Raw genomic sequence first — 23086 nt, forward strand, 5'->3', positions numbered from 1 at the left:
TGTTTGGCGGGCATAATCGGCCAATACTAATGCCAGATGCGGGCGGATGCAAAAATTGCAGCTGGTGGGGTGTTGCCGCGATAACCCCGCATTCTCAAACCCCGGCTGCTGTGCTAACCTGCCAGCATGTTGTTTTACCAGAGAAAGTGCATGCCAGAGCCCGGTTTTGTTGTGATCCACGCCAATCAGCTGGAAACGCTGCGCGAGCTGTTAGTACAGTGGCTTAGCAAACAGCCGGTGCCGGTGTTGGGCACGGAGCAAATTCTGGTGCAAAGTAACGGTATAGCGCAGTGGCTGAAGATGGCGCTGGCCGAAACCGCTAACGGCCACCCCGGCATTGCTGCCGGCTTAAAAGTGGAGCTGCCAAACCAGTTTGTCTGGCAACTGTACCGTGCTGTACTGGGCGACAGCATTCCAACCAGCCTGCCGTACGATAAGATCAATTTAAGCTGGCGTTTGCTGGGCCTGCTGCCGCAACTCACTGATGCGGTGTTTCAGCCATTACAACGCTATTTACAGGACGACAGTGACGGCCGTAAAAGCTATCAGCTGGCGCTGCGGCTGGCCGATTTGTTCGATCAGTATCAGGTGTACCGCGCCGACTGGCTGCAAAGCTGGCGCAGTGGCAGCAACATATTACCCAACAGCAAAAAACAGCAGGTACCAGACGACCAACTGTGGCAGCCGGCACTGTGGCGTTTACTGCAAAGCCAGTTAGCCAGCGTGGTGGGTGAGCTGGCGTTTTCCAGCCGTGCCGATGTGCATACCATGGCGTTAACCGCGCTGCAGCAGGGTAAGCTGCAACGACCGGATCTACTGCCCGATCGCATAGTAGTGTTTGGCGTGTCGTCACTGCCGCAGCAAACGGTAGAGCTGCTGGCCGCACTGGGCGCACAGCGTCAGGTGCTGCTGACGGTACTTAACCCGTGCCGGCATTTCTGGGGCGATATTACCCACGCCAAAGATGAGATCCGCGCCGCGCAACAACGGCATGGCCGCAAGCCGGGCTTACCGCCGGTGCTGGATACCGATGCACTGTATTTACATGCGCCGGTGTTGCTGGCTAGCTTGGGTAAGCAGGGCCGTGATTATATCAGCCTGCTGGATGGTTTTGATCAAAGTAGCCGGTATCAGCACTGGTTTAACGGCCGTATCGATTTATTCTCCGATCCGGTTGATGATATCAGCCAGCTGCCGTTATTAGCCCAGCTGCAGCAAGATATTCTCGAGCTTAACCCAACGCCACAGCCGCCGCGGCAAGTGGCCGATGGCGACAGCAGTATCAGCTTTCATATCGCCCACAGCCGCCAGCGTGAAGTGGAAATTCTGCAGGATAACCTGATCGCCGCCTTTGCGGCTGACCCGACGCTGAAGCCACGCGATGTGATCATTATGACGCCGGATATCAGCCTGTATCAAAGCCATGTGCATGCGGTGTTTGGCCGGCTGGCGCAGGACGATGCGCGCTTTTTGCCTTACACCTTAGCAGACCAGAGCCTGCGCGGCAGCCAGCCACTGATGCTGGCGCTGGAATACCTGCTGGATTTACCCAGCCAGCGCTTTAGCCTAAGTGAAGTGTGCGATTTACTCGATGTGCCGGCAATACAGCGCCGCTTTGCCATTAACAGCGAGGCGTTGCCACAGTTAAGGTTGTGGCTGACCGAAGCCGGAGTGCGCTGGGGGCTGGATGCACAGCAGCGCGCCAGCCTCGATTTAGCTGCGCCCGGCGATAGCTACAGCTGGATGTTTGCCATTGAACGGATGTTGCTCGGTTTTGCCATCGGCGATGTGCCGCTGTGGCAGGGCCGCGCGCCCTATGCCGAAGTCGCCGGTCTGGCCGCCGCTGAGCTTGGCCCGCTGCTGCAGTTTATTCAGCAACTGAAACGCTGGCATTTGCTGTTAACCGGACACAGCGCGCGTGAGCTGGCCGACTGGCAGCAACTGCTGTTAAGTGATAACGGCCTGCTGCACAGCTTATTTGATTTTAGCGACGAGCAGGACCAACTGATTTACGCCCGCTTAAGCCAGGGCCTGGCGCAGTTGGTCAGCGCAGCGCACAGCGGCGACTTTAACGGCAAGGTACAATTGGCAGTGCTGCGTGATGCCTGGCTGGAGCAAGCCGGCAGCAGTGGCTTAAGTCAGCGCTTTTTTGCCGGCAGCTTAACCTTTTCTACCTTAATGCCAATGCGCGCCATACCCTTTAAGCGTATTTACCTGCTGGGGCTGAACGACGGTGACTACCCGCGCTCACGCATGCGCGATGACTTTGACCTAATGGCCGGGGACTATCGGCCGGGCGATCGTTCGCGCCGTGATGATGACCGTTACCTGTTTTTAGAAGCGCTGCTAAGTGCACGCGAGGTTTTGTATTTAAGCTGGGTTGGCCGCGATATCCGCAATAACAGCGAGCTGCCGCCAAGCGTGCTGTTAAGCCAGTTGCTGGATCTGCTCGATAGCGGCTGGCAGCATACTGATGGCGATAAACCCTCAGTGGCCTTGTGTCACAGCTACCCGTTGCAGCCGTTTTCGCGGCAGTATTTTAACGGCAACTACGCCACCTATGCCCATGAATGGCAGGCTGCGCATGAGGCCATGCCGGCAATAGTTGCCAACAGCAGCGTGCAGCCGGAGCTGCCATTGCTGACCTTACGCCTGTTGGATGATTTTCTCGCCAACCCGTGCCGGCATTACTTACAACAGCGCTTTAAAACCCGTTTTTACCAAAGCGAACTGGCAAGTGATGATGCTGAACCCTTTGTGTTAAATGCGCTTGAACTGTATCAGTTAAAGCAGCAGTTGCTGGAGCAACTGTTAGCTGAGCCGCAGTTGGATGTCGATGCGGCTATGGCTCAGTTGGCGCGTGAAGCCAAATTGCCACTGGCATTGTTTGGTAGCTTAACCGGCGCCCAAATTGGCCGCGAAGCTAACGTAGTGTTTGCCCGTTACCGCGCCGGGGGTATCGACTGGCAGCGCCGCGCTACGCCGCTGCGGTTGGAGCTGAATCCGGCTGGTATAGCGCTGCATGACAGCCTGACAAATGTTTACCAAAGCCCGGCCGGCCAGCTGGCACTGTTGCAGCTTAGGCCCACCGCCATCCGCAATAAAGGCGAGCTGCGCTGGCATACGCTGCGCACCGCCTGGCTACAGCAACTGGCAGCCAATGCCGGCGGCGAAGCGGTCAGCACCTATCAGTATGGCCTGGATGATGCGGTGCAGTTATTACCGCAGCAGCAACGCATCGCAGCTGCACAGCTGGACGCCTTAGTGCAGTACTGGCAGCAGGGCCTTACGCAGCCGCTGCCGCTGCTACCGAAAACAGCGCTGTGTTTTGTGCAAACGCAGGATGAAGCCAAATGCCGCGAGCTGTTTGAAGGCGGCTATAACTTTGCCGGTGAGGTAGAAAGCGCGCCGGAGCTGCAGCGTTATTACCCCGATTTTGCCAGTTTACTGCAGGCCGGTTTTGCCGACTGGGCGCAAAAGCTGTATGGCCCGTTGTTGCAAACCCCGCTGGCAGAACAGGCTAACCAGGAGGCCGACGCATGAGCGACGTACAAGCCTTAGATGCGCTGAGCTTTCCGCTGCATGGCAGCCGCTTAATTGAAGCCAGCGCCGGTACCGGTAAAACCTATACCCTGGCGGCATTGTATTTACGTTTGGTGCTGGGCCATGGCAGTGCGGCAGATAGTGATAACGCTAATGCTGAGGCAGGCACAGGCTTTAGCCGGCTGTTATTACCACCGGAAATCTTAGTGGTGACCTTTACCCGCGCTGCCACGGCCGAGCTGCGCGACCGTATTCGTGCCCGGCTGGTCGAGGCAGCAACAGCTTTTCGTCTGGCCAGCACAGAGGATGAATTTTTACGCCGCTTACTGGCCGACACCCCGGCAGAGCAATTTGCCGCCTGCGCCGCACAGTTAAGCAGTGCAGCCGAATGGATGGACGAAGCGGCAATCTTTACCATTCATGGCTGGTGTCAGCGTATGCTGGCCGAGCATGCCTTTGACTCCGGCATGCGCTTTGGCGAGGCGCTGAGCGATGACAATCAGCAGCTGTTACATATGCTGGCCTGTGATTACTGGCGCCGCTTTTTATACCCGCTGGCTGACGCTAATGTGCTGCAGGCGCTGGGCGCCATTGCCAAAACCCCGGAAACCCTGCTTAGCGAAGTGCGGCCCTGGCTGCAGGCCGATGCAGTAAACCTGCGCTTTAACGCTGCCGGCCTGCCGTTGCCAACCGCATTAAGCCCGGCAGAGGCCGCCGCACCCTTACTGCAATGGCAAACTGAGCTTGATAGCCACTGCCGGCAGCTGCAACAGGCGTTAACAGCCGATGCGCTAATGTTGCTGGACGATGCCTACGCCAACGGCTGGTTAAACGGCACTAAATACCGAGCGGCCAGTTGGAGCGCTGAGCGGCAATGGTGGCAGGCGATATTAGCCCAGCCGCAGCTGCTGAATAGCCGCGAGACCGATTTTGCTGCCATGGTACAAAAATTCAGTGGCGACAAACTGGCAGCGGCACAAAAGAAAGGCCAGCCGCTGGTTAGTCATGCGTTATTTGAGTTATTTAACCACAGCACGGCGTTGTTGGCGGCCAAGCCGGAGCTGGCACTGGCGGTGCGCCACCATGCTGCGCTGTGGTTAGCCGATGAGTTCGCCAAACAGAAACGCGCGCGCGCTGAGCTGGATTTTAATGATTTATTGCTGCAGCTGCATCAGGCGCTGCAAGGCGAGGGTGGTGCGGTATTGGCTGCCCGCATTCGTGCCCAGTATCCACTGGCGATGGTCGATGAATTTCAGGATACCGATCCGCTGCAGTTTGCCATTTTTCGCGCCATTTACCCCGATGTGCAAAGCCGCGATACCGGGCTGATTATGGTCGGCGATCCCAAGCAAGCGATCTATAGCTTTCGCGGCGCCGACTTACATACTTACCTTAGCGCCCGCAGTTTAACCGCCGGCCGCCATTACAGCCTGGGCACTAACTTTCGCTCCACCACGGCGCTGGTCGACGGCGTAAATCAGCTGTTTGCCCAGGCAGAGCAGCAGCAGGGCGCCTTTGGTTTTGGCAACAGCGAGACTACGCCGCTGCCGTTTTTGCCGGTTAAGGCTAAGGGTAAAGCGCAGCAGTTAGTGCTGGCCGACAGGGCGCTACCGGCAGTGAATTACTATCTGCCGGACACCGATGCTGCGGAGCTGAAAAAAGGCGCTTATCAGGCACTGATGGCACAGGCCTGTGCTGATGAGATTGCTAACTTACTGCAGCAAGCCAAAGCCGGTAAGGCAGGTTTTAGCCGCGCCGATAGCTTTGGCAGCGCTGATGGCTTTAGCAGTGAGCAGAGCTTTAGCGCACTGCAGCCGGCTGATATTGCTATTTTGGTGCGCGACAGAAATGAAGCGGCGCTGGTAAGACGCGAGCTGACTGCGCGTAATGTGCGCTCGGTATATTTATCAGATAATGAATCGATTTTCCAAACTATCGAGGCCAACGCTGTGCTGTGTTGGCTGCGTGCCTGCCAGCAACCGGAAGATGAAAACCTGCTGCGCGCGGCACTGGCGCTGCCGTTATCCGGCAACAGCGATGCCCAGTTACAGCTGTGGCTGAATGACGAACAAGCCTGGGAGCAACTGACCGAACAAGTACGCGAGTTTCGCCAAATCTGGCGCTTTAAAGGCGTATTGGCGATGCTAAGCAGCTGGCTGCATTACTTTGCGCTGCCGGCGAAATGGCTGTCGCAAGCGCAGGGCGAGCGGCGCTTAACCAATGTGCTGCATTTAGCTGAACTGCTGCAAAGCGAAAGCCAGCAACGCGACGGTGAAAGCGGTTTAGTGCGCTGGCTGGCCGAGCAGCTGGAGAGCCCGACCAGCAGCGATGAGCAGCAACTGCGGCTGGAGAGCGATCAGCAGCTGGTGCAGGTGGTCACCATCCATAAAAGTAAGGGCCTGCAATATAACCTGGTGTTTCTGCCCTTTATCTGCGGCTTTAAAAATGTCAAAAAAGGCCAGCCACAGCGCTATTTTAACGGCACACAAATGGTGCTGGATTTAACCCCGGACGATACTGCGCTGGCACAAGCCGAGCGCGAACGGCTGCTGGAAGATATCCGTTTATTGTATGTGGCGCTAACGCGGCCGGTGTATGCCTGCTGGCTGGGCTTAGCGCTGTTTAGCGAAGGCGCGGCGAAAAAAAGCAAACTGTCGCAAAGTGCTGTCGGTTATCTGCTTGGCATCGCCGATGAGCCGACGCCGGCGGACTTACAGCAGGCGCTGGCAGCATTGCCGTGGCAGCACACACCGCTGCCGCAGTTTTGTAAGTTCATGCCAGATGCTCAGCTTAGCCAGCTTACGGCGGCGCTTAAGCTTAACGCGCCGTTAAAGCGTGAGCACTGGTGGATAGCAAGCTATTCAGCACTGCGCAGCGGCAATAAACCGGCAGCTGAGGCGGCGACAGCGCTGCTGGCAGCCGATACTGCGCTGGATGCACTGTTGCAGGAAGAAGCCATTGAACTGGCCGCCTACAGCGAGCAACAGGTATCGATACACGATTTTCCGCGCGGTGCTGTGCCCGGCACCTTTTTACACCAATTACTGGAAGATGCGCAGCAACAGGGCTTTGCCCAATGCGATGACGCTTTTATTGCACAGTTGCTGCAACGCAGCTTAAGCCAGCATAACTGGCTAAGCTGGCAACCGGTGTTGCATAGCTGGCTGACACAGCTGCTGCAGGTGCCATTGTCTGGTGTACAACTGGCGCTGAACCAGTTAGCGCAGGTAAAAGCCGAGTTGGAGTTCTGGCTGCAAAGCTGTGCCGTCAACGTACTGCAGCTTGATGCGCTGATTACCCGCGCCATACTGCCTGGCTTGCCACGGCCGGCATTGCTGCCCGATACACTAAACGGCATGTTAAAAGGCTTTATCGACTTAACCCTGCAAGGTAGCGATGGCCGCTATTGGGTGCTGGATTATAAATCGAACTGGTTGGGCGAACAGAGCAGCAGCTATAGCCCGGACAGCATGCAACAGGTGCTGTTGGATAAACGCTACGATGTGCAGGCGGCGCTGTATATGTTAGCACTGCACCGGCTGTTAAAGCTGCGCCAGCCCGGCTATCTGCAGGCGCCGCAAAACTATATCGGCGGCGCGCTATACTGGTTTATCCGCGCGCCACAGCAGGGCCAATTGCTGCTTAATGCCGATATCAGGCTGCTGCAGCAATTAGATGCCTTATTTGCCGGTGAGCCGGTAGCGGCGGAGACTGATTATGCAGTTTGATTTATTTGCTCAGCAAAACAGCGGGCAACAGCCGACGACATCCAACAACGCCCTGACAGATTTAAACCAGATGCAGGCGCTGTTGCAGCGCTGGACTGAACGGCGCTGGCTACGTGCTTTAGATGCGCAGTTACCGCAAACCTTGCATCAGCTGGCTGCCGAGCCCAACCCACTGGTTTGGCTGCTTAGCGCCTTGCTGTGTCATCAGTATGGCCGCGGCCACAGCTGTATTTTATTGCAGGATTTACTCAGCGACCCCGACGGCTTGCTTAGCCTGCCGCCACAAAACCAGTTTTTACAACGCTTTAGCGACAGGCCTTCCACCATGTTGCAGGGCTTAACACTGCAGGATTATCGCGCGGCACTGGCGCAAAGCGCCTGGCTGCAAGGGGAGGCCGGCGCGCCGCTGGTGTTGGCCGACGAGCGCTTGTATTTAAACCGGCTGTATCAGGCCGAACAGCAGGTAAAGCAGCAGATAAACCGCCGCGTCAGCACAGTGTTGCCGCTGCCGGCGACTGTTACAGCGCAACTGGAGGCGTTATTTCCGCCAGCCGCGCTAACCTCAGCAACCGCGCCAACTGAGCCGGACTGGCAAAAGCTGGCCTGCGCTATGGCGCTGCAGCGGCGCTTTGCCATTATTACCGGCGGCCCGGGCACCGGCAAAACCACCACAGTAGTAAAACTGCTGGCGCTGTTGCAACAGGGGGCGGCGCTTAATCAACAGCGTGAGCTGAATATTAAACTGGCGGCGCCAACCGGTAAGGCGGCGGTGCGGCTAACTGAATCGATTAGCGGCGCGTTAAGCAGATTACCGGCAGAGCTGACAGCGGCAATACCTACCGAAGTTACCACCTTGCACCGCTTGCTCGGCGCGCTGCCAAACCGGCGCAGCTTTAAGCATAACAGCGATAACCCGTTGCAACTGGATGTGCTGGTGGTCGATGAAGCCTCGATGGTCGATTTAGAAATGATGGCGGCGCTTTTGGCCGCGCTGCCGGAGCGGGCGCAACTGGTGCTGCTGGGCGATAAAGATCAGTTATCCTCGGTAGAAGCCGGTTCTGTGCTGGGCGATTTATGTCGTGGTGCGGATCTGGGCGGCTACAGCAGCGATACCCTGGCGCTGCTTACACCCTTTACTGCATTGCCATTGGCTGATTGGCAAGGCGAAGGCAGCATGTTAAATCAGGCCACGGTCATGCTGCGCCACAGCCACCGCTTTGATAGCAAATCCGGCATTGGCCAGCTGGCAGCTGCAGTAAACCGCGGTGATATTCAGGCCCCGGCGCTATTTACACAGTTTGACGATATTACGCTATTAGCCGGTAATACGCCGGAGGCCTTAAAAGCCCCAGTGGTGGCCGGCTACAGCCAGTATCTGCAGCTGATGCAACAGCCGGCAACAGATCGCGAGCAATGGGCCGGCGCGGTGCTGGGCTGCTACAGCCGCTTTCAGCTGCTGTGCGCGCTGCGTAGCGGTGACTGGGGCGTGGAAGGGTTAAACCGGCAAATCAGCCAGTGGCTGAGCAGCGCTGGTTTGATTGATGCGCGCCAGCATTGGTACGCCGGCCGGCCGGTAATGATGCAGCGCAATAACTACAGCTTAGGTTTAATGAACGGTGATATCGGCATTACGCTTGTGGACCCGCAAAGCGGCCAGTTACGGGTAGTGTTTCAACTCTCCGATGGCAGCTTAAAGTGGGTATTGCCCAGCCGCCTAAGCGAGGTAGAAACCGCCTTTGCCATTACGGTGCATAAATCGCAGGGCTCGGAATTTAACCACTGCTGCCTGGTGCTGCCAGCGGATAACAGCCCGCTGCTAAGCCGTGAGCTGCTGTACACCGGCATTACCCGTGCTAAACAGCAATTTACGCTGCTGTGTGCCAACCCGGCGTTATTACCGCAAGCCATAGCAAGGCGCGTCGCGCGTAGCAGCGGGCTTTAACCTTTAGCGCTTTGTAACTGCACTAACGCCGCTGCAAGTTCAGCGCTATTGGGTGGGTTACAACCCTGGCGGGCGATATTTAAACTGGCGGCCAGCATGGCTTGCTGCAGGCACTGTGTTAGTTGTGCGGCGCTGATCTGCGCTGCGGTCGGCAAGCCCAGCTGTAACAGTGCGGCCAGTAAATTTGCCCAAAAGGTGTCGCCGGCGCCGACGGTATCGACAAAGGGCGCGGCCGGAATTACCGCCAGGCTGATTTGGTGTTGCTGCCAGTACAGGGTAGCGCCTTTATCGCCTTCGGTTAGCGCTATCAGTGCAGTTGGCGCAGTGGCCCGCAGGGCGGCAAGGGCATCGGTGGTGCTAAGCTGTGGATATAACAGTTGTAAGTCTTCATCACTGGCTTTAATAAACTGGCTTAGCGCGGTGACTTCAGATAAAAAGCTGTGGTAGGTGCTAACGTCTGATACGGCATTTAACCGCACATTAATATCAACGCTGATTAAGATCTGTTTTGCTGCAGCTGCCTGCAATACTGCGCGGATACGCGGCGCATCTTCCGGCTCCAGCGCCAACGACCCCAGGTGTAACAGCTTGCAGTCGCTGGCCAGTGCGGCAATTTGCTGCTCTGCACTGACAGCGCGGTCGGCAATGCCGCTGCGGTATAAGCTGTACTGTGGTTGCTGCTGAGCATCCACACTAACCATAGCCAGCGACGATGGCGCAGGGCTGAAAAACGGCAAGCCGTAGCGGGCGCCGTTGTCGGCCAGATAGCGGGCAAACTGTTGGCCAAAATGGTCTTGCGATAACGGCGATAAATAACAGACATCGATACCCCGGCGGGCAGCGCCTATCACCACGTTAAACGGGGAGCCGCCCAAACAGGGCTGGTACAGGCCGTGCCCAGCCGGCATTATATCGACTACATTCTCTCCAATTACTGCAAGCATAGGGTAATCCTGTTATGTTAGGTCGCCGCGTGCTGTGTTACACAGCCGCTGTTAAAAAGCGTCGCCAATAGCAGCAAAATCATATAACTTAATGCATTAAGATGATAGTGAAAAGCACGATAATGACAACGAAATTAACCCTGAAAAGTGTCGCCAAAACCTTAGGTGTGTCTACGGCGACCATCTCTAATGCTTTTAACCGGCCGGATCAGCTGTCAGTAGCGCTGCGGGAAAAAATTCTCGGCGCCTGCCATGAGCTGGGCTATTTAGGCCCGAATAAGGCGGCGCAGTCGTTACGCACCGGCAGCTCGGGCATAGTGGCGGTAATTTTGTCTGACTCGCTGGAATATATGGTGAGCGACCCGGTGGCCAGCCAGTTTTTACAGGGCGTCAGCCGTGAGTTGGAACGGCACCATTTGCACTTGCTGTTGTTTTCCGGCCAGGCGACTAACCCGGATGCGATCAGCGATTTTGTCGACGGCTTTATCTGCTATGGTGCACCGCGTAATACCGGCTTAATTGAGCAGCTGCGTTTGTCAAAAAAACGCGTGTTAACGGTCGATTTTGACCTGCCGGGCCGCCCTTCGGTGAATATTGATAACGAGCAGGCCGCTTTTGACAGCGCCATAGCCGTGCTGCGGGACAAGGATACCGTTGCCGTGTTGGGCTTGCGTTTAATTGATGCTGCCCGCAGCCAGCCGGTAGGCGATAAACCGATGTGGGACAATCAAAGCTCTATAGCACACCGCCGTTTAGACGGTTATCTGAGGGCGATGCAGCAACGCGGCTTAACCCTGGCAGCCGATTATTTATGGCATATTCCCGAGAGCAACCAAAACTATGCCCGTGAGGCCGCCAAAGCGGTGCTGGCAATGACGCCCAGGCCCACGGTATTGCTGTGTATGAGCGACCTTATCGGCTTAAGTGCGATGCGCGAAGCACTGCAACTGGGTTTGCGTATTCCGCAGGATATTCGCGTTGTCGGTTTTGATGGTATTGCAGAAACGCTGCGCTACCACCCGACGCTAACGTCGGTGTGGCAATTCAGTGATGCTAAAGGTGAAGCGGCCGTGCGGGCGTTTTTAAGCGCGGACGACAGCTCACAATTATTACCTTACCAGCTGCGCTTAGGCGAAAGCAGTTAAAGCACACTCTGGTACAAGGCATTCAGGCTCAGGCTTTGTGCCGCTGCATCAGGCGCTTGCCAGTGCATAGTGGCCTCTAAACTGGCAAGCTGAATATGCAAGCCGGCGCTGTGGCCCTGATGGTGCCATTGCAGCTGATATGCCTGCTCTGTCAGTTGCTGGCTGAATTCACCGTTAAATGCCGGCATGCTGCGGCGCAGTTTAATCAGCTGACACAGTGCCTGCACCACTGGTTTTTGCAGCGCTTGCTCTACTTTGGCGGCAGTTAAATAGGGCCGGCCAATATCGCGGCCTACGCGGCTTTGCTGCAGCAATTCAATGTCGTTTTCCATCGCCAGCAAACCGGCGTAATAAATTTGGCTGATGCCCGGGCAAAACAGCTGAATGGCGCGGGCCAGCAGATACTGCTGGTCGTTTTGACCCAGCGCATCATAAAAGCTGCAATTCACCTGATACAAATCCACGTTGTTAGCGGCATTGCCGGTGGCCAGCTTTGAGCTGCCGTTGCTGTTGGCATGAATGGTTTCTACCAGGCTGTCCAGTTGTGGATCCGTCAGCAAGCCGGGTTGGCCCTGATAATCGGCTGCATCAACAATGCCAATGCCATCGTGGGTATCCAGTACCGTTATACAGTTGCGCGGTGCTATATCCAGCCAGTGCTTCAATGCATCGGCATTGCGGCTGAACAAGGTGTGCAGCACCAGTGGCGGCAGGGCGAAGTCGTATACCAGATCGCAGCGCCGGGCTATCTCAATCTGGGTTTGGTGGTAGCCGTGTATTTCTACCAGACATACCATGCCGCGCGCTTTGGCTTGTTCAGATAAGGCCGCAATAAATTCAAAGGTTTCCGGCAGCATAAAGCAGCGGGTGCCGGCTTTTTTAATGGCATAACCGGCGGCATCCAGACGAATATATTTCACGCCGTTTTCGGTAAAGCGGTCTAAAATGGCCTGCAAGTAGGCTTTGCCGGCAGTTGAGTTAACATCAATATCAATCTGGTTGGCGGTAAAGGTGGTCCAAAACGGAATTTTGCGGCCATCTTTTAGCGCGATATCGGTAAAAAACGGTGTCGGCCGTGGCCGGTATACGGCGGCAAGTTGCTCTGCCGCGGCATCTGCAGCAAACACTTTGTCGCGGGTTAAAAACAGCGGCCAGTAGGGTGAGGCTTCGCCTTTTTCCAACACATCAACAAATTGCGGCGACTGCGCCGACATATGGTTCACAATCATATCAGCCATCAGCGGGTAGTCCTGCGCTAAAGCACGGATATCGCTCCAGTCGCCCAGCCGGCTGTCTACTGCGGTATGGTCGGTTGGGTCAAAGCCGGCATCTTCGCCGTCTATCGGCGGGTAAAACGGCAGCAAATGTACACCATCAAATAAGCCGGCCAGCGGGCCTTGCAGCATCGTGTGTAAGTCTTTGATTTTGCCGCCGCTTAGCCGGTCAATATAGGTGATCAGCTGAATTTGGTTGGCGTTGTTCTGACGATTCATGGCATATATCCTGAAAAAAAAATTTGCTTCTTAAACGATTAAGATATAGCTTTAAGCCAACGGACTCCTTTGTCAACCCCCGGCGCATAATAAACCCAAGCCGGCCTGAGAAAGCGGCTCGTACAAATAAGCCTGCTCAGCCCGGTGCGCTTACACCAGCTGGCAACAGGCCACAAACGGGGAAACACTATGCTTACTACTGATGCGAAGCGTCAGGCTGTCGGGGCAGCCGAAACGTTAGATCGCGCCGTGGGTTTGCAGCGCCAGGTGCGCTGGATGACCTACCTGATGTTTTTTGTCTTTGCCATGACCACCGATGCGGTGGGCGTGATCATTCCTGAAGCCATGGCGGAATATCAGTTAACGATGTTTCAGGCCAGTGCCTTTCATTATGTACCGATGCTGGCGATTGGTTTGGCCGGGTTATTCCTCGGCCGGCTGGCGGATAAACTCGGCCGCAAAAAGCTGATTATCGTTGGCTTAAGCCTGTACGCCGTATCCTGCTATGCCTTTATGGCCGGCAACAGTGCGCTGTTTTTTATCTTACTAATGGGCCTGTGCGGCCTGGCCATCGGTATTTTTAAAACCGCCGCGCTGGCGTTAATCGGCGATATCAGCCCTGACAGCCAAAGCCACACCCGCACCATGAACACGGTAGAGGGCTTCTTTGCTATTGGCGCTATAGTCGGCCCGGCACTGGTGGCGCTGATGATTGCCGCTTCTATTCACTGGACCTCATTGTATTTGCTGGCCGGCTTGCTGTGTACCTTGCTGGTGGTGATGTCGGCCCGGCTGCCTTACCCGCCGTATCAGGCCGCTGCAGATCAGGTGTCGCTGCGTCGTTCCATGCTGCTGCTAAAAGATCGCTACGCGCTGGGCTTTTCGCTGGTGATAGCGCTGTATGTTAGCTGTGAAGTGGCGATTTTTGTCTGGTTGCCCACCTTATTAGCCGATTACGACGGCCGCTGGAGCTTACTGGCCGCGCAGGCTATTACGGTATTTTTTATTTTGCGTGCGCTGGGGCGTTTTCTCGCCACAGCCATCTTAAACCGCTTTTGCTGGAGTAGCGTGATGGCGGTGTTTACGCTGTGTATTTTTGTCTGTTTTGCCGCCAGTATGCTCGGTGGTAAAGCAGTTGCAGTATGGCTGATGCCGCTGTCCGGGCTGTTTATGTCGATGATTTACCCGACACTGAATTCCAAAGGTATCAGTTGCTTCCACCGGCAACAGCATGGCGCTGTGGCAGGCTTGTTACTGGCGTTTACCGCGCTGGCGGCGGCCGTAGCACCGGCATTAATGGCCGTGCTGGGTGATTGGGCCAACGATGTAACCGCCGGTTTTTATCTGGCCACGCTGTTTTCGGCGTTATTGGCCATTGCCATGGTTTACAACTGGCTGAAACAGCCAGCCAAAGCTAAGCTGGAGCAAATGTCTTCCGGCTAGCTTTTTTATAGCAGTAAAAACTTAAACGATTAAGTTATAAGCAGACTATCCAAAGAATAGATCGCGATTTCAACACGGGAGATAGACAATGAAACAGTATAATTTGACACCAGGCTCACTTGCTCTTGCTGTCACGCTGGCGCTAAGCAACAGCGCAGCGATGGCACAACAGGCAGAAACTAATACAAACGAGCCGGCCGCAGCACAATCAGACGGCGCTGGTTTAGGCTTTGAACGCATCGTGGTTACCGGTGCGGTATCGCGTAATCAAACGGTTATGCAGTCCAGCGTGTCGGTCAGCAGCCTGACACTGGATGATATCGCCGTTGCCACGCCGCGCAGCACGGCCGAGATTTTCCGCATGCTGCCTGGCGTGCGCAGTGAAGCCAGCGGCGGTGAAGGTAATGCCAATATTGCCGTACGCGGCTTGCCGGTAGCATCCGGCGGCGCCAAGTTTCTTACCTTGCAGGAAGATGGTTTACCGGTCATGCAGTTTGGTGATATCGCCTTTGGTAATGCCGATATTTTTCTGCGGGCCGATGCTACTTTAGCGCGGCTGGATGTGATCCGCGGCGGCTCGGCCAGCACTACCGCCAGTAATTCGCCGGGCGGTATTATCAATTTTGTCAGTAAAACCGGTGAAGAAAACGGCGGCAGTATCGCCTTTACTACCGGGCTGGATTACGACAGCTTCCGCACCGACTTTGATTACGGCGGTGATATTAACAGCGATATGCGTTTTCATCTGGGCGGCTTTGTGCGTCAGGGCGAAGGCGTGCGCGACCCGGGTTATCAGGGCGAAAAAGGCTTTCAGTTAAAAGGTAACCTGACCAAAGAATTCGATACCGGCTATGTGCGGCTGTACTTTAAACATTTAAACGACAAAGCCACCAGCTATATGCCGATGCCAATGTTTGCTGATGGCAGCTCAGTGCCGGGTTATGACGCCGGTTCAGATACGCTGCAGTCGGTGTATTTAACCCAAACCGTGCGTTTAAACGGCGATAATCAAATCTCCCGCGGTGACCTGCGCGATGGCATGAACCCCAAAGTAAACAGCGTGGGCGTAGAAGCGGTGTTTGATTTAGCTGAAGGCTGGACGCTGGAAAACCGTTTTCGCGTTAGTGATGTCAGCGGTAACTTTAATACGCTGTTTCCGGCAGAAGTAGGCAATGCGCAAGGCATCGCCGACAGTATCGCCGGCGCCGGTGCTAATTTAACTTACGCCGTAGGGCCCAATGCCGGTGAGGCTTACAGCGCAGAAAACGCCATGCGTATTCACACCTTTGATATTGAGATAGACGATTTTGGTTCTATCGTGAACGACTTAAAGCTGTCACGCCGCTTTGGCGAGGTTGATGTTAATGTTGGTTATTACATCGCCGATCAAAGTATCAGCATGTCGTGGTTGTGGAACTCGTATTTAATGGCGTTAAAGGGCAACAATGCCGAGTTGTTAAATGTTACTGCTGCAGACGGTACGGCGTTTTCCGAGCAGGGCCTGACTGCCTACGGCGTGCCGTTTTTCGGCAACTGTTGCCAGCGTAACTACGATACCGACTACAGCATTAAAGCGCCTTATGCTGGTTTAAGCTGGGCCTATGGTGATTTATCGCTCGATGCCAGTATCCGCCGCGATATCGGCAGTGCTTCAGGCACTTATGCCGGTGCGGTACAAAGCAGCCGTGATATGAACGGCGATGGTGTAATCAGCCAGGTAGAGCAAAGCGTATCGGGTATCGATTTAGCCAACGCCAGCATCGTTAATTACAGCTGGGGCTACAATTCCTACTCGGCAGGGGCTAACTATCAGTTTAATAAAGACTGGGCAATGTTTGGCCGTATCAGTAAAGGCGGGCGCGCCAATGCTGACCGTTCATTATTTGGCAAAGTCAATGCTGATGGCAGCGTAGCTAAAGAAGATGCGGTAGATGAAGTTACCCAGTATGAGCTTGGTAGTAAAAGCCGGCATGGTAATTTAAACCTGTTTGCTACCTTGTTTTTTGCAGAAACCGAAGAGCAAAACTTTGAAGCCACCAGCCAGCGCTTTTTCGACCGTACTTACAAAGCGCACGGTATTGAGCTGGAAAGCAGCTACCGCATCGGCGATTTTGATATGCGCGGCTCCGTTACCTGGACCGATGCCGAGATCAGCAAAGATGCGCTGAGCCCGGAAGTGGTGGGTAATACACCCAGGCGCCAGGCCGACTTTGTTTATAACCTGTTGGCACGTTACTTCTTTGAGCAAGCTCAGTTTGGTGTCAGCATCATTGGCACCACAGCTGCCTATGCTCAGGATAACAACGATCTGAAATTCAGCGGCTACACTCAGGTCAATGCGTTTGCCAGCTACAATCTGGCGGAAAACCTGACTGTGTCGCTGAACATCAACAACCTGTTTGATGAAATTGGCCTGACAGAAGCCGAAGAAGGCTCAGTGCCGGCTAACGGCATTATTCGCGCCCGCACCATCAATGGCCGCAATGCCTCTTTGGGCTTAGCGTATCGTTTCTGATAAGCCAGCCTGAAACTGGAAACTGCGGGCCTTTGCCCGCCGTTGGTTTAATTTGCGGTTCACTTCAGTATGCTAACATTCACTGACATTCTCAGCTTAGCGGAGTGAACTATGCAACAACGTCAGCAACAGATCAGCAAAGAACTGCTTAAACAAGGCTCTTATATCAACGGCAACTGGTTACAGCACACTGATACCTTTGACGTGATTAACCCGGCTAACCAGCAGTTACTTGCTAAGGTTGCCATCGCCGGCGCCAACGAAGCGCAGCAAGCGGTACTGGCGGCAGACAACGCCTTTACCGGCTGGGCCGCCAAACCGGCAGCAGAGCGCGCACAGTTATTGCAAAGCTGGTATCAACTGGTGATGCAGCATCAGGATGATTTAGCCCGCTTACTGACGCTGGAACAAGGTAAACCCCTTAGCGAAGCCAAAGGCGAAATAGCTTATGGCGCCTCATATTTGCAATGGTTTGCCGAAGAAGCTAAACGCTTATACGGCGATACCATACCGGCACCCTCCAACGATAAACGCATTATTGTGCAGCGCCAGCCGGTCGGCGTGGTGGCCGCGATAACACCCTGGAACTTCCCTAATGCGATGCTGGCGCGTAAAGCCGCAGCAGCACTGGCAGCCGGCTGTACCTTTGTGGTGAAACCGGCGCAGCAAACGCCGTTATCGGCGCTGGCGCTGGCCGAATTAGCCCACCAGGCTGGTATTCCGGCCGGGGTGTTTAACGTGGTGGTAGGCACCGATGCCAAAGCCATTGGCGAAGTATTTACCGGGCACGCTAAAGTCGCCAAGTTCAGCTTTACCGGCTCCACTGCCGTGGGTAAGCAGTTGGCCAAGCAATGCGCCGACAGCGTAAAGCGCGTAACGCTGGAGCTGGGCGGCAATGCACCCTTTATCGTGTTTGATGATGCCGACCTGGATGCCGCCGTACAGGGCCTGATGGCGGCCAAATTTCGTAACGCCGGCCAAACCTGCGTTTGTGCCAACCGCATTCTGGTGCAGCGCGGCGTGTATCAGGCCTTTGCCGATAAGTTAGCCATTGCCGTTACCCAGCTTAACGTTGCTGATGGCCTGGCTGCAGGCAGTCAGATAGGGCCGTTAATAGATGGTAAAGCGGTAGAGAAAGTAGCAAAACTGCTGCAAAGCGCGCTGGACGATGGCGCTAAAGTGCTGCTGGGCGGTAAAACCCACAGTGCCGGTAAGCAGTTTTTCCAGCCGACCTTGCTTAGCGATGTCAGCGCGGATATGGCCATAAGCAATGAAGAAATTTTCGGCCCGGTGGCGCCGTTAATGGCGTTTGATACTGAAGCCGAAGCAATAGCGCTGGCCAACAGCACCGAATATGGTTTGGCGGCGTATTTTTACAGCCGTGATATCGGCCGGGTGTTTCGTGTGGCGCAAGCGTTGCAGTTTGGCATGGTGGGTATTAACGAGGGCATAGTATCTAATGCCGCCGCACCTTTTGGTGGCATCAAACAATCCGGCTATGGCCGCGAAGGCTCTAAATACGGTTTGGACGATTACACCAATTTAAAATACCTGTGTTTGGGCGGGCTGTAGCGGGCGCTGTTACAATCGGGATCGGGTTAAGATATTGCGATTGATGAAGCCATTGCTTTGTATCAGCGCCAGCGCTATAACAGACGCTGGTATGCTAAAGAGTAAGTACCGTGACGAGCCAGGCAATAATTCAAAACGAGATCCAACTGGTTTATATCAGTGATCGTTGCGCCAGCACGGATGATGTAGCTATTAATAAAATAAAGCTGCGCGCCGAGCCGAATAACCTGCGGCGTAATATTACCGGCGCTTTATTATTTACCGAGCGCTATTTTTTGCAATATCTGGAAGGCGAAGCTGCGGTAGTTGACGCACTCTATGCCAGTATCTGCCGCGACAAAAGGCACACCAATGTGCGGCTATTACTGCGTAAACCGATACAACAGCGGGACTTTTCCCGCTGGAGTCTGGGGGTGAAAAAATTACTCGATAACGAAGAAAACCAGGACTTGATCGCAGTACTGAATATGCTGGGCCAGGCCAGTAACATCAACGAAAGCCAACTCGACTGGTTTAAGCTGGCATTGAAATAGCAGTTATTTGCTACTTGCAATAAGTGAAAATTACTCAATATTCTGGATCTGCTCACGCATCTGCTCAATTAACACCTTAAGCTCCACCGCGGCATTGGTAATCTCAGTGCTAATAGCCTTAGATGACAGCGTATTCGCTTCGCGGTTAAATTCCTGCATCATAAAATCGAGACGCCGGCCGCAGGCGCCGCCTTTTTTCAGCGTATGGCGGGTTTCTTTAATGTGAGCATCAAGGCGGTCCAGTTCTTCGGCGACGTCGGATTTTGACGCTAAAAACGCCATTTCCTGCTCTAAACGGCCTTGTTCTATATCGGCTTTAATCTCGTTTAAGCGGTTTACAATGCGATCGCGCTGCCATTGCATTGCTTGTGGCAGGTGCGTGCGGACAAAAGCCACTTGCTCGCCAATGGCGGTTAAGCGTTGCTGGATCATTTGCTCAATGGCGTCACCTTCGCGGCCACGGCCGGCTAAGAAGTCTTGTAAGGCAGCGTCGAAACCGGCCAGCAACTCGCCTTGCAGTGCGTCTAAATCTTCTGTTGGTGTTTCCATTACACCCGGCCAGCGCAGGATGTCGGCAATGTTGAGTTGCGCTTGCGGTGCTTTTTGCAGTAATTGCTGGGCTTTTTGCAGCAATTGCTCGGCGAATACTTCGTTTAACGTCAGCTCGCCAGCGGCCTGGTTGGCATGATAGCGTAGGTTAACTTCTATTTTGCCGCGTTGCAGGCTGTTACGTAGTTTGTCGCGCAGCAGGCTTTCTAAGCCGCGAAACTGCTCCGGCAGGCGAAAGTAGGACTCCAGGTAACGCTGGTTTACCGAGCGGATCTCCCACTGGGCGGTGCCCCAGCTGGCTTTGGTTTCATGGCGGGCGAAGGCGGTCATGCTGTGGATCATAAAAGGCTCTCTGGCGACAAATAAACACCGAGTATACCGCAGGATAACGGAATTTGGCGAATTGATAGCCCTTACCAGCATAACCTCTTATAATAACCGCCATTGTTAATTTCAGGAGTGCAGCTATGCGTCCAAGTGGCAGAACCGCCAGTCAGATCCGTCCCCTTACTTTTACCCGTCAATTTACCGCTCATGCTGAAGGCTCAGTATTGGTTGAATTTGGTAATACCAAGGTAATTTGTACCGCCAGCGTAATTGAAGGTGTGCCGCGCTTTATGAAAGGCCAGGGCAAGGGCTGGATCACTGCCGAATACGGCATGCTGCCACGCGCTACCCATACCCGTAATGACCGCGAAGCGGCACGCGGTAAACAAGGTGGCCGCACGATGGAAATTCAACGCCTTATTGGCCGTGCGCTGCGTACCGCAGTGGATTTAAAACTGCTGGGTGAAAATACCATTACTATCGACTGTGATGTAATTCAGGCCGATGGCGGCACCCGCACTGCCTCTATAACCGGCGCTTGTGTGGCCTTAGTTGATGCATTAAACCATATGCGCGCCAAAGGTATTATTAAAACCAACCCGTTGAATTTTATGGTAGCTGCGGTATCGGTAGGTATTTATAAAGGCACTGCGGTGGCCGATTTAGATTACGCTGAAGACTCAAACGCGGAAACTGATATGAATATCGTGATGACCGAAACCGGCAAAGTGATTGAAATTCAGGGTACGGCCGAAGAAGCGCCGTTTAGCTTTGAAGAAATGCAGCAGATGATGGATTTAGGCAAGCATGCCATCCGTGAAATTATCGACGAGCAAAAGCGCGTTCTGGCATAACAAGCAAAGGATACAACAGCATGATCAAGTCGTTTCAACGTGAATTTATTGAGTTTGCGCTGTCGCGTCAGGTATTAAAGTTTGGCAGCTTTACGCTGAAATCCGGCCGTACCAGCCCGTACTTTTTTAATGCCGGGCTGTTTAACACCGGCGGTGACCTGGCCAAGTTAGGCCGCTTTTATGCGGCGGCGTTGCAGGATAGCGGCCTGGCGTTCGATGTACTGTTTGGCCCAGCTTATAAAGGTATTCCTATTGCCACCACTACAGCTGTAGCATTGGCGGATCATTATAACCGCGATGTCCCGTACTGCTTTAACCGCAAAGAAGCGAAAACCCATGGTGAGGGCGGTAACTTAGTCGGCTCACCGCTAAAGGGCCGCATTATGCTGGTGGATGATGTCATTACCGCCGGTACCGCGATTCGCGAATCGATGCAGTTAATTCAGGCGCAGGGCGCTGAGCTTACCGGTGTGTTGATTGCACTGGACAGGCAAGAGCGTGGCCAGGGTGAGCTGTCGGCGATTCAGGAAGTGGAGCGTGATTTTAATACTAAAGTCATCTCGATTATCAGCCTGCCGGATTTAATCAGCTATTTGGCCGATAAGCCGGAACTGGCGCAGCATCTGGATGCGGTGAAAGCTTATCGCGCACAATATGGTGTTAACACTTAAGAAAAATCGGGCTTTAGAGTAGGGTACAGTGTCAGGAAATGCTTTCTGCACCGGCTTCAAGGATCACATCCTTGTGCCCTCTCAGCCTGCGCGGCATCCTTGCCGCTGTTCCGAAAGCACACCTGACCCTGTACCTGACGCTTCGACCTTAGCCCGATACACAACAGCAATGAAGGACAGCAAAGATGTTAAAGCCAAACGGCGTTGGTTTAGGACGAATTATCAGGGCAGCAAAATGTTCGATGCAGGGTTTTGCCGCCAGCTGGAAGTTTGAGTCTGCCTTTCGTCAGGAAACCATCTTAGCCGTTATCTCTATTCCGCTGGCCGCCTGGTTGGCCACGTCAGTCAGCCAGTTTGCGCTGCTGGTTAGCGTATGGTGTTTAGTGCTGTTGGTGGAGCTACTGAACTCAGCGATTGAATCGTTAACTGATCGCGTAAGTTTAGAGCGGCATGAACTGTCGGGCCGGGCCAAAGATATGGGCTCGGCGGCGGTGTTTGTCAGCTTAGTGATAGTGGCGCTGGTATGGGGCGCGGCGCTGTACGAGCGCTTTGTTTGAACCGGAGTTGAATTAGGAAGGGATTAGGTGTGCTTTGCTGCCTTGGCGTAAAGCAGTGTGGCTGGAGATGCTTTCTTCGCCGGCTTCAAGGATCACATCCCTGTGCCCTCTCAGCCTGCGCGGCATCCATGCCGCTGCTACGAAAGCACACCAGCCACGCTGCTCTCACGTTATGATTTAGCTAAACAGAGCAGTTTGTAGTTGTGCCCACTGATTAGCCCAGTGCTGGGTTGGTAAGCGGGTAAAACCGGAGCGGACAAACTGGCTTAACTTACCCTCTACCGAGGCCAGTAGCAGGTTAGCCAGCTCGCCTTCGTCGATACTAAAGCCCTTACCTTCACGCAGCTTACGCTCGCGCAGGCATTGCTTTAACTGGGTTTCCAGTTTTTCAAATAACTGGGCTACCCGTTCTTGCAGACGTTCCTGCTCGCCTTGCAGGGCATCACCGGTTAAAATACGGCAGATACCGGGGTTACGCTCGGCAAAGACTAATATCAGCTGCAGAATTAACTCGGTGCGGCTGGCGGTGTCTTTGTGCTCGTCCAGAATGCCGTTGATGCGTGAGAGCAGCGTATCTTCAATAAACTCAATTAAGCCTTCAAACATCCGGGCCTTACTGGGGAAATGCCGGTATAGCGCGGCTTCAGACACACCAACTTTTTCTGCCAGTGCGGCTGTGGTAATACGCTGGCCGTTATTGCTTTGCAGCATGGCCGCAAGGGCCTGCAAAATGTCTTCTTTACGATTACTGCGACGGGGTGCCGGCATTTAGGCTTTCCCTGATGAGCCAAAACCGCCTTCGCCGCGCGCTGTTTGTTCAAAGCTGTCGACAATATTAAATTCAGCCTGCACTACCGGCATAAATACCAGCTGGGCTATGCGATCACCCGGCTCAATGCTGAAGCTGTCGGTACCGCGGTTCCACATGGATACCATTAATGGCCCCTGATAATCTGAGTCAATTAAACCAACAAGGTTACCCAATACGATACCGTGTTTATGGCCCAGGCCAGAGCGGGGTAGGATAGTGGCGCATAAATTAGCATCACCAATGAAAATAGATAAACCGGTAGGAATTAACGTAGTTTCACCCGGTGCCAGTGTCAGTGGGCTGTCCAGACAGGCGCGTAAATCTAACCCGGCAGAGCCCGGTGTGGCATAGGCCGGTAACGGAAATTCTGTACCAATACGCGGGTCAAGGATTTTTAAATCAATGGCTTTTTTCATTTACGGCTTAACTCTTATTTTAATGACAATTAGTATTCTAATG

Annotated in this window: 16 protein-coding genes; 11 read left to right on the forward strand and 5 right to left on the reverse strand. The window is 54.3% G+C overall.

Features of this window, described 5'->3' with window-relative positions:
* The first annotated feature begins 150 nt into the window (after nucleotides 1-150).
* Genes recC through recD form a run of 3 tightly spaced genes read left to right on the forward strand, consistent with a single transcriptional unit; the run spans nucleotide 151 to nucleotide 9213 of the window.
* Nucleotides 151-3543: an exodeoxyribonuclease V subunit gamma gene (gene recC / locus BLW68_RS01015; protein WP_092789261.1), complete on the forward strand. Its 3393-nt coding sequence runs from the start codon at nucleotides 151-153 to the stop codon at nucleotides 3541-3543.
* Entirely contained in the window at nucleotides 3540-7271 is a 3732-nt protein-coding gene (recB, locus tag BLW68_RS01020; protein WP_092789263.1) for an exodeoxyribonuclease V subunit beta, read from the forward strand. The genes recC and recB overlap by 4 nt, the downstream gene beginning before the upstream one ends.
* On the forward strand, nucleotides 7261-9213 hold the full coding sequence (recD, locus tag BLW68_RS01025; protein WP_092789265.1) for an exodeoxyribonuclease V subunit alpha: 1953 nt from the start codon (nucleotides 7261-7263) through the stop codon (nucleotides 9211-9213). The genes recB and recD overlap by 11 nt, the downstream gene beginning before the upstream one ends.
* Here the strand turns inward: recD and BLW68_RS01030 are convergent.
* The gene (locus BLW68_RS01030) at nucleotides 9210-10157 is read right to left on the reverse strand and encodes a PfkB family carbohydrate kinase (RefSeq protein ID WP_092789268.1); all 948 of its coding nucleotides are present in this window, start codon (nucleotides 10155-10157) and stop codon (nucleotides 9210-9212) included. The genes recD and BLW68_RS01030 overlap by 4 nt on opposite strands.
* Nucleotides 10158-10279: 122 nt before the next feature.
* Here BLW68_RS01030 and BLW68_RS01035 point away from each other — a divergent pair, with 122 nt between their 5' ends.
* Nucleotides 10280-11302 (forward strand): LacI family DNA-binding transcriptional regulator, encoded by a 1023-nt coding sequence (locus BLW68_RS01035; RefSeq protein ID WP_092789270.1) that lies wholly within the window; start codon nucleotides 10280-10282, stop codon nucleotides 11300-11302.
* Here the strand turns inward: BLW68_RS01035 and gtfA are convergent.
* Nucleotides 11299-12795: a sucrose phosphorylase gene (gtfA, locus tag BLW68_RS01040; protein WP_092789272.1), complete on the reverse strand. Its 1497-nt coding sequence runs from the start codon at nucleotides 12793-12795 to the stop codon at nucleotides 11299-11301. The genes BLW68_RS01035 and gtfA overlap by 4 nt on opposite strands.
* 189 nt (nucleotides 12796-12984) lie before the next feature.
* On the opposite strand from gtfA, the gene BLW68_RS01045 reads away from it, so the two are divergent.
* The 4 genes from BLW68_RS01045 to BLW68_RS01060 all read left to right on the forward strand — a co-directional run bounded on the left by BLW68_RS01045 (nucleotide 12985) and on the right by BLW68_RS01060 (nucleotide 18858).
* Nucleotides 12985-14238, forward strand: coding sequence for an MFS transporter (locus BLW68_RS01045; protein WP_092789274.1), 1254 nt, complete (start codon nucleotides 12985-12987; stop codon nucleotides 14236-14238).
* An 88-nt stretch (nucleotides 14239-14326) separates the two neighbouring features.
* Nucleotides 14327-16753 (forward strand): TonB-dependent receptor domain-containing protein, encoded by a 2427-nt coding sequence (locus BLW68_RS01050; protein WP_092789276.1) that lies wholly within the window; start codon nucleotides 14327-14329, stop codon nucleotides 16751-16753.
* A 111-nt stretch (nucleotides 16754-16864) separates the two neighbouring features.
* A complete protein-coding gene (locus BLW68_RS01055) occupies nucleotides 16865-18325 on the forward strand; it encodes an NAD-dependent succinate-semialdehyde dehydrogenase (RefSeq protein ID WP_092789278.1) in 1461 nt (486 codons plus the stop codon).
* A gap of 110 nt (nucleotides 18326-18435) precedes the next feature.
* A complete protein-coding gene (locus BLW68_RS01060; protein WP_092789280.1) occupies nucleotides 18436-18858 on the forward strand; it encodes a BLUF domain-containing protein in 423 nt (140 codons plus the stop codon).
* 30 nt (nucleotides 18859-18888) lie between these two features.
* Here the strand turns inward: BLW68_RS01060 and BLW68_RS01065 are convergent, their stop codons facing one another.
* Complete coding sequence (locus BLW68_RS01065; protein ID WP_092789282.1) at nucleotides 18889-19749, reverse strand: YicC/YloC family endoribonuclease; 861 nt, start codon at nucleotides 19747-19749, stop codon at nucleotides 18889-18891.
* Nucleotides 19750-19874: 125 nt separating this feature from the next.
* On the opposite strand from BLW68_RS01065, the gene rph reads away from it, so the two are divergent.
* The 3 genes from rph to BLW68_RS01080 all read left to right on the forward strand — a co-directional run bounded on the left by rph (nucleotide 19875) and on the right by BLW68_RS01080 (nucleotide 21816).
* Nucleotides 19875-20588, forward strand: a complete 714-nt coding sequence (rph, locus tag BLW68_RS01070) for a ribonuclease PH (protein ID WP_092789284.1) — start codon at nucleotides 19875-19877, stop codon at nucleotides 20586-20588.
* Nucleotides 20589-20611: 23 nt separating this feature from the next.
* Entirely contained in the window at nucleotides 20612-21259 is a 648-nt protein-coding gene (gene pyrE / locus BLW68_RS01075; protein WP_092789884.1) for an orotate phosphoribosyltransferase, read from the forward strand.
* 185 nt (nucleotides 21260-21444) lie between these two features.
* Entirely contained in the window at nucleotides 21445-21816 is a 372-nt protein-coding gene (locus BLW68_RS01080; RefSeq protein WP_092789286.1) for a diacylglycerol kinase, read from the forward strand.
* A 177-nt stretch (nucleotides 21817-21993) separates the two neighbouring features.
* Here the strand turns inward: BLW68_RS01080 and slmA are convergent, their stop codons facing one another.
* Both slmA and dut read right to left on the reverse strand, forming a co-directional pair.
* Nucleotides 21994-22584: a nucleoid occlusion factor SlmA gene (slmA, locus tag BLW68_RS01085; protein WP_092789288.1), complete on the reverse strand. Its 591-nt coding sequence runs from the start codon at nucleotides 22582-22584 to the stop codon at nucleotides 21994-21996.
* The gene (gene dut / locus BLW68_RS01090; protein WP_092789290.1) at nucleotides 22585-23043 is read right to left on the reverse strand and encodes a dUTP diphosphatase; all 459 of its coding nucleotides are present in this window, start codon (nucleotides 23041-23043) and stop codon (nucleotides 22585-22587) included. It lies immediately after the preceding gene.
* Nucleotides 23044-23086: the final 43 nt, after the last annotated feature.

The sequence above is a fragment of the Rheinheimera pacifica genome (genome assembly GCF_900108485.1).
GTDB classification, from domain to species: Bacteria; Pseudomonadota; Gammaproteobacteria; order Enterobacterales; family Alteromonadaceae; genus Alishewanella; species Alishewanella pacifica.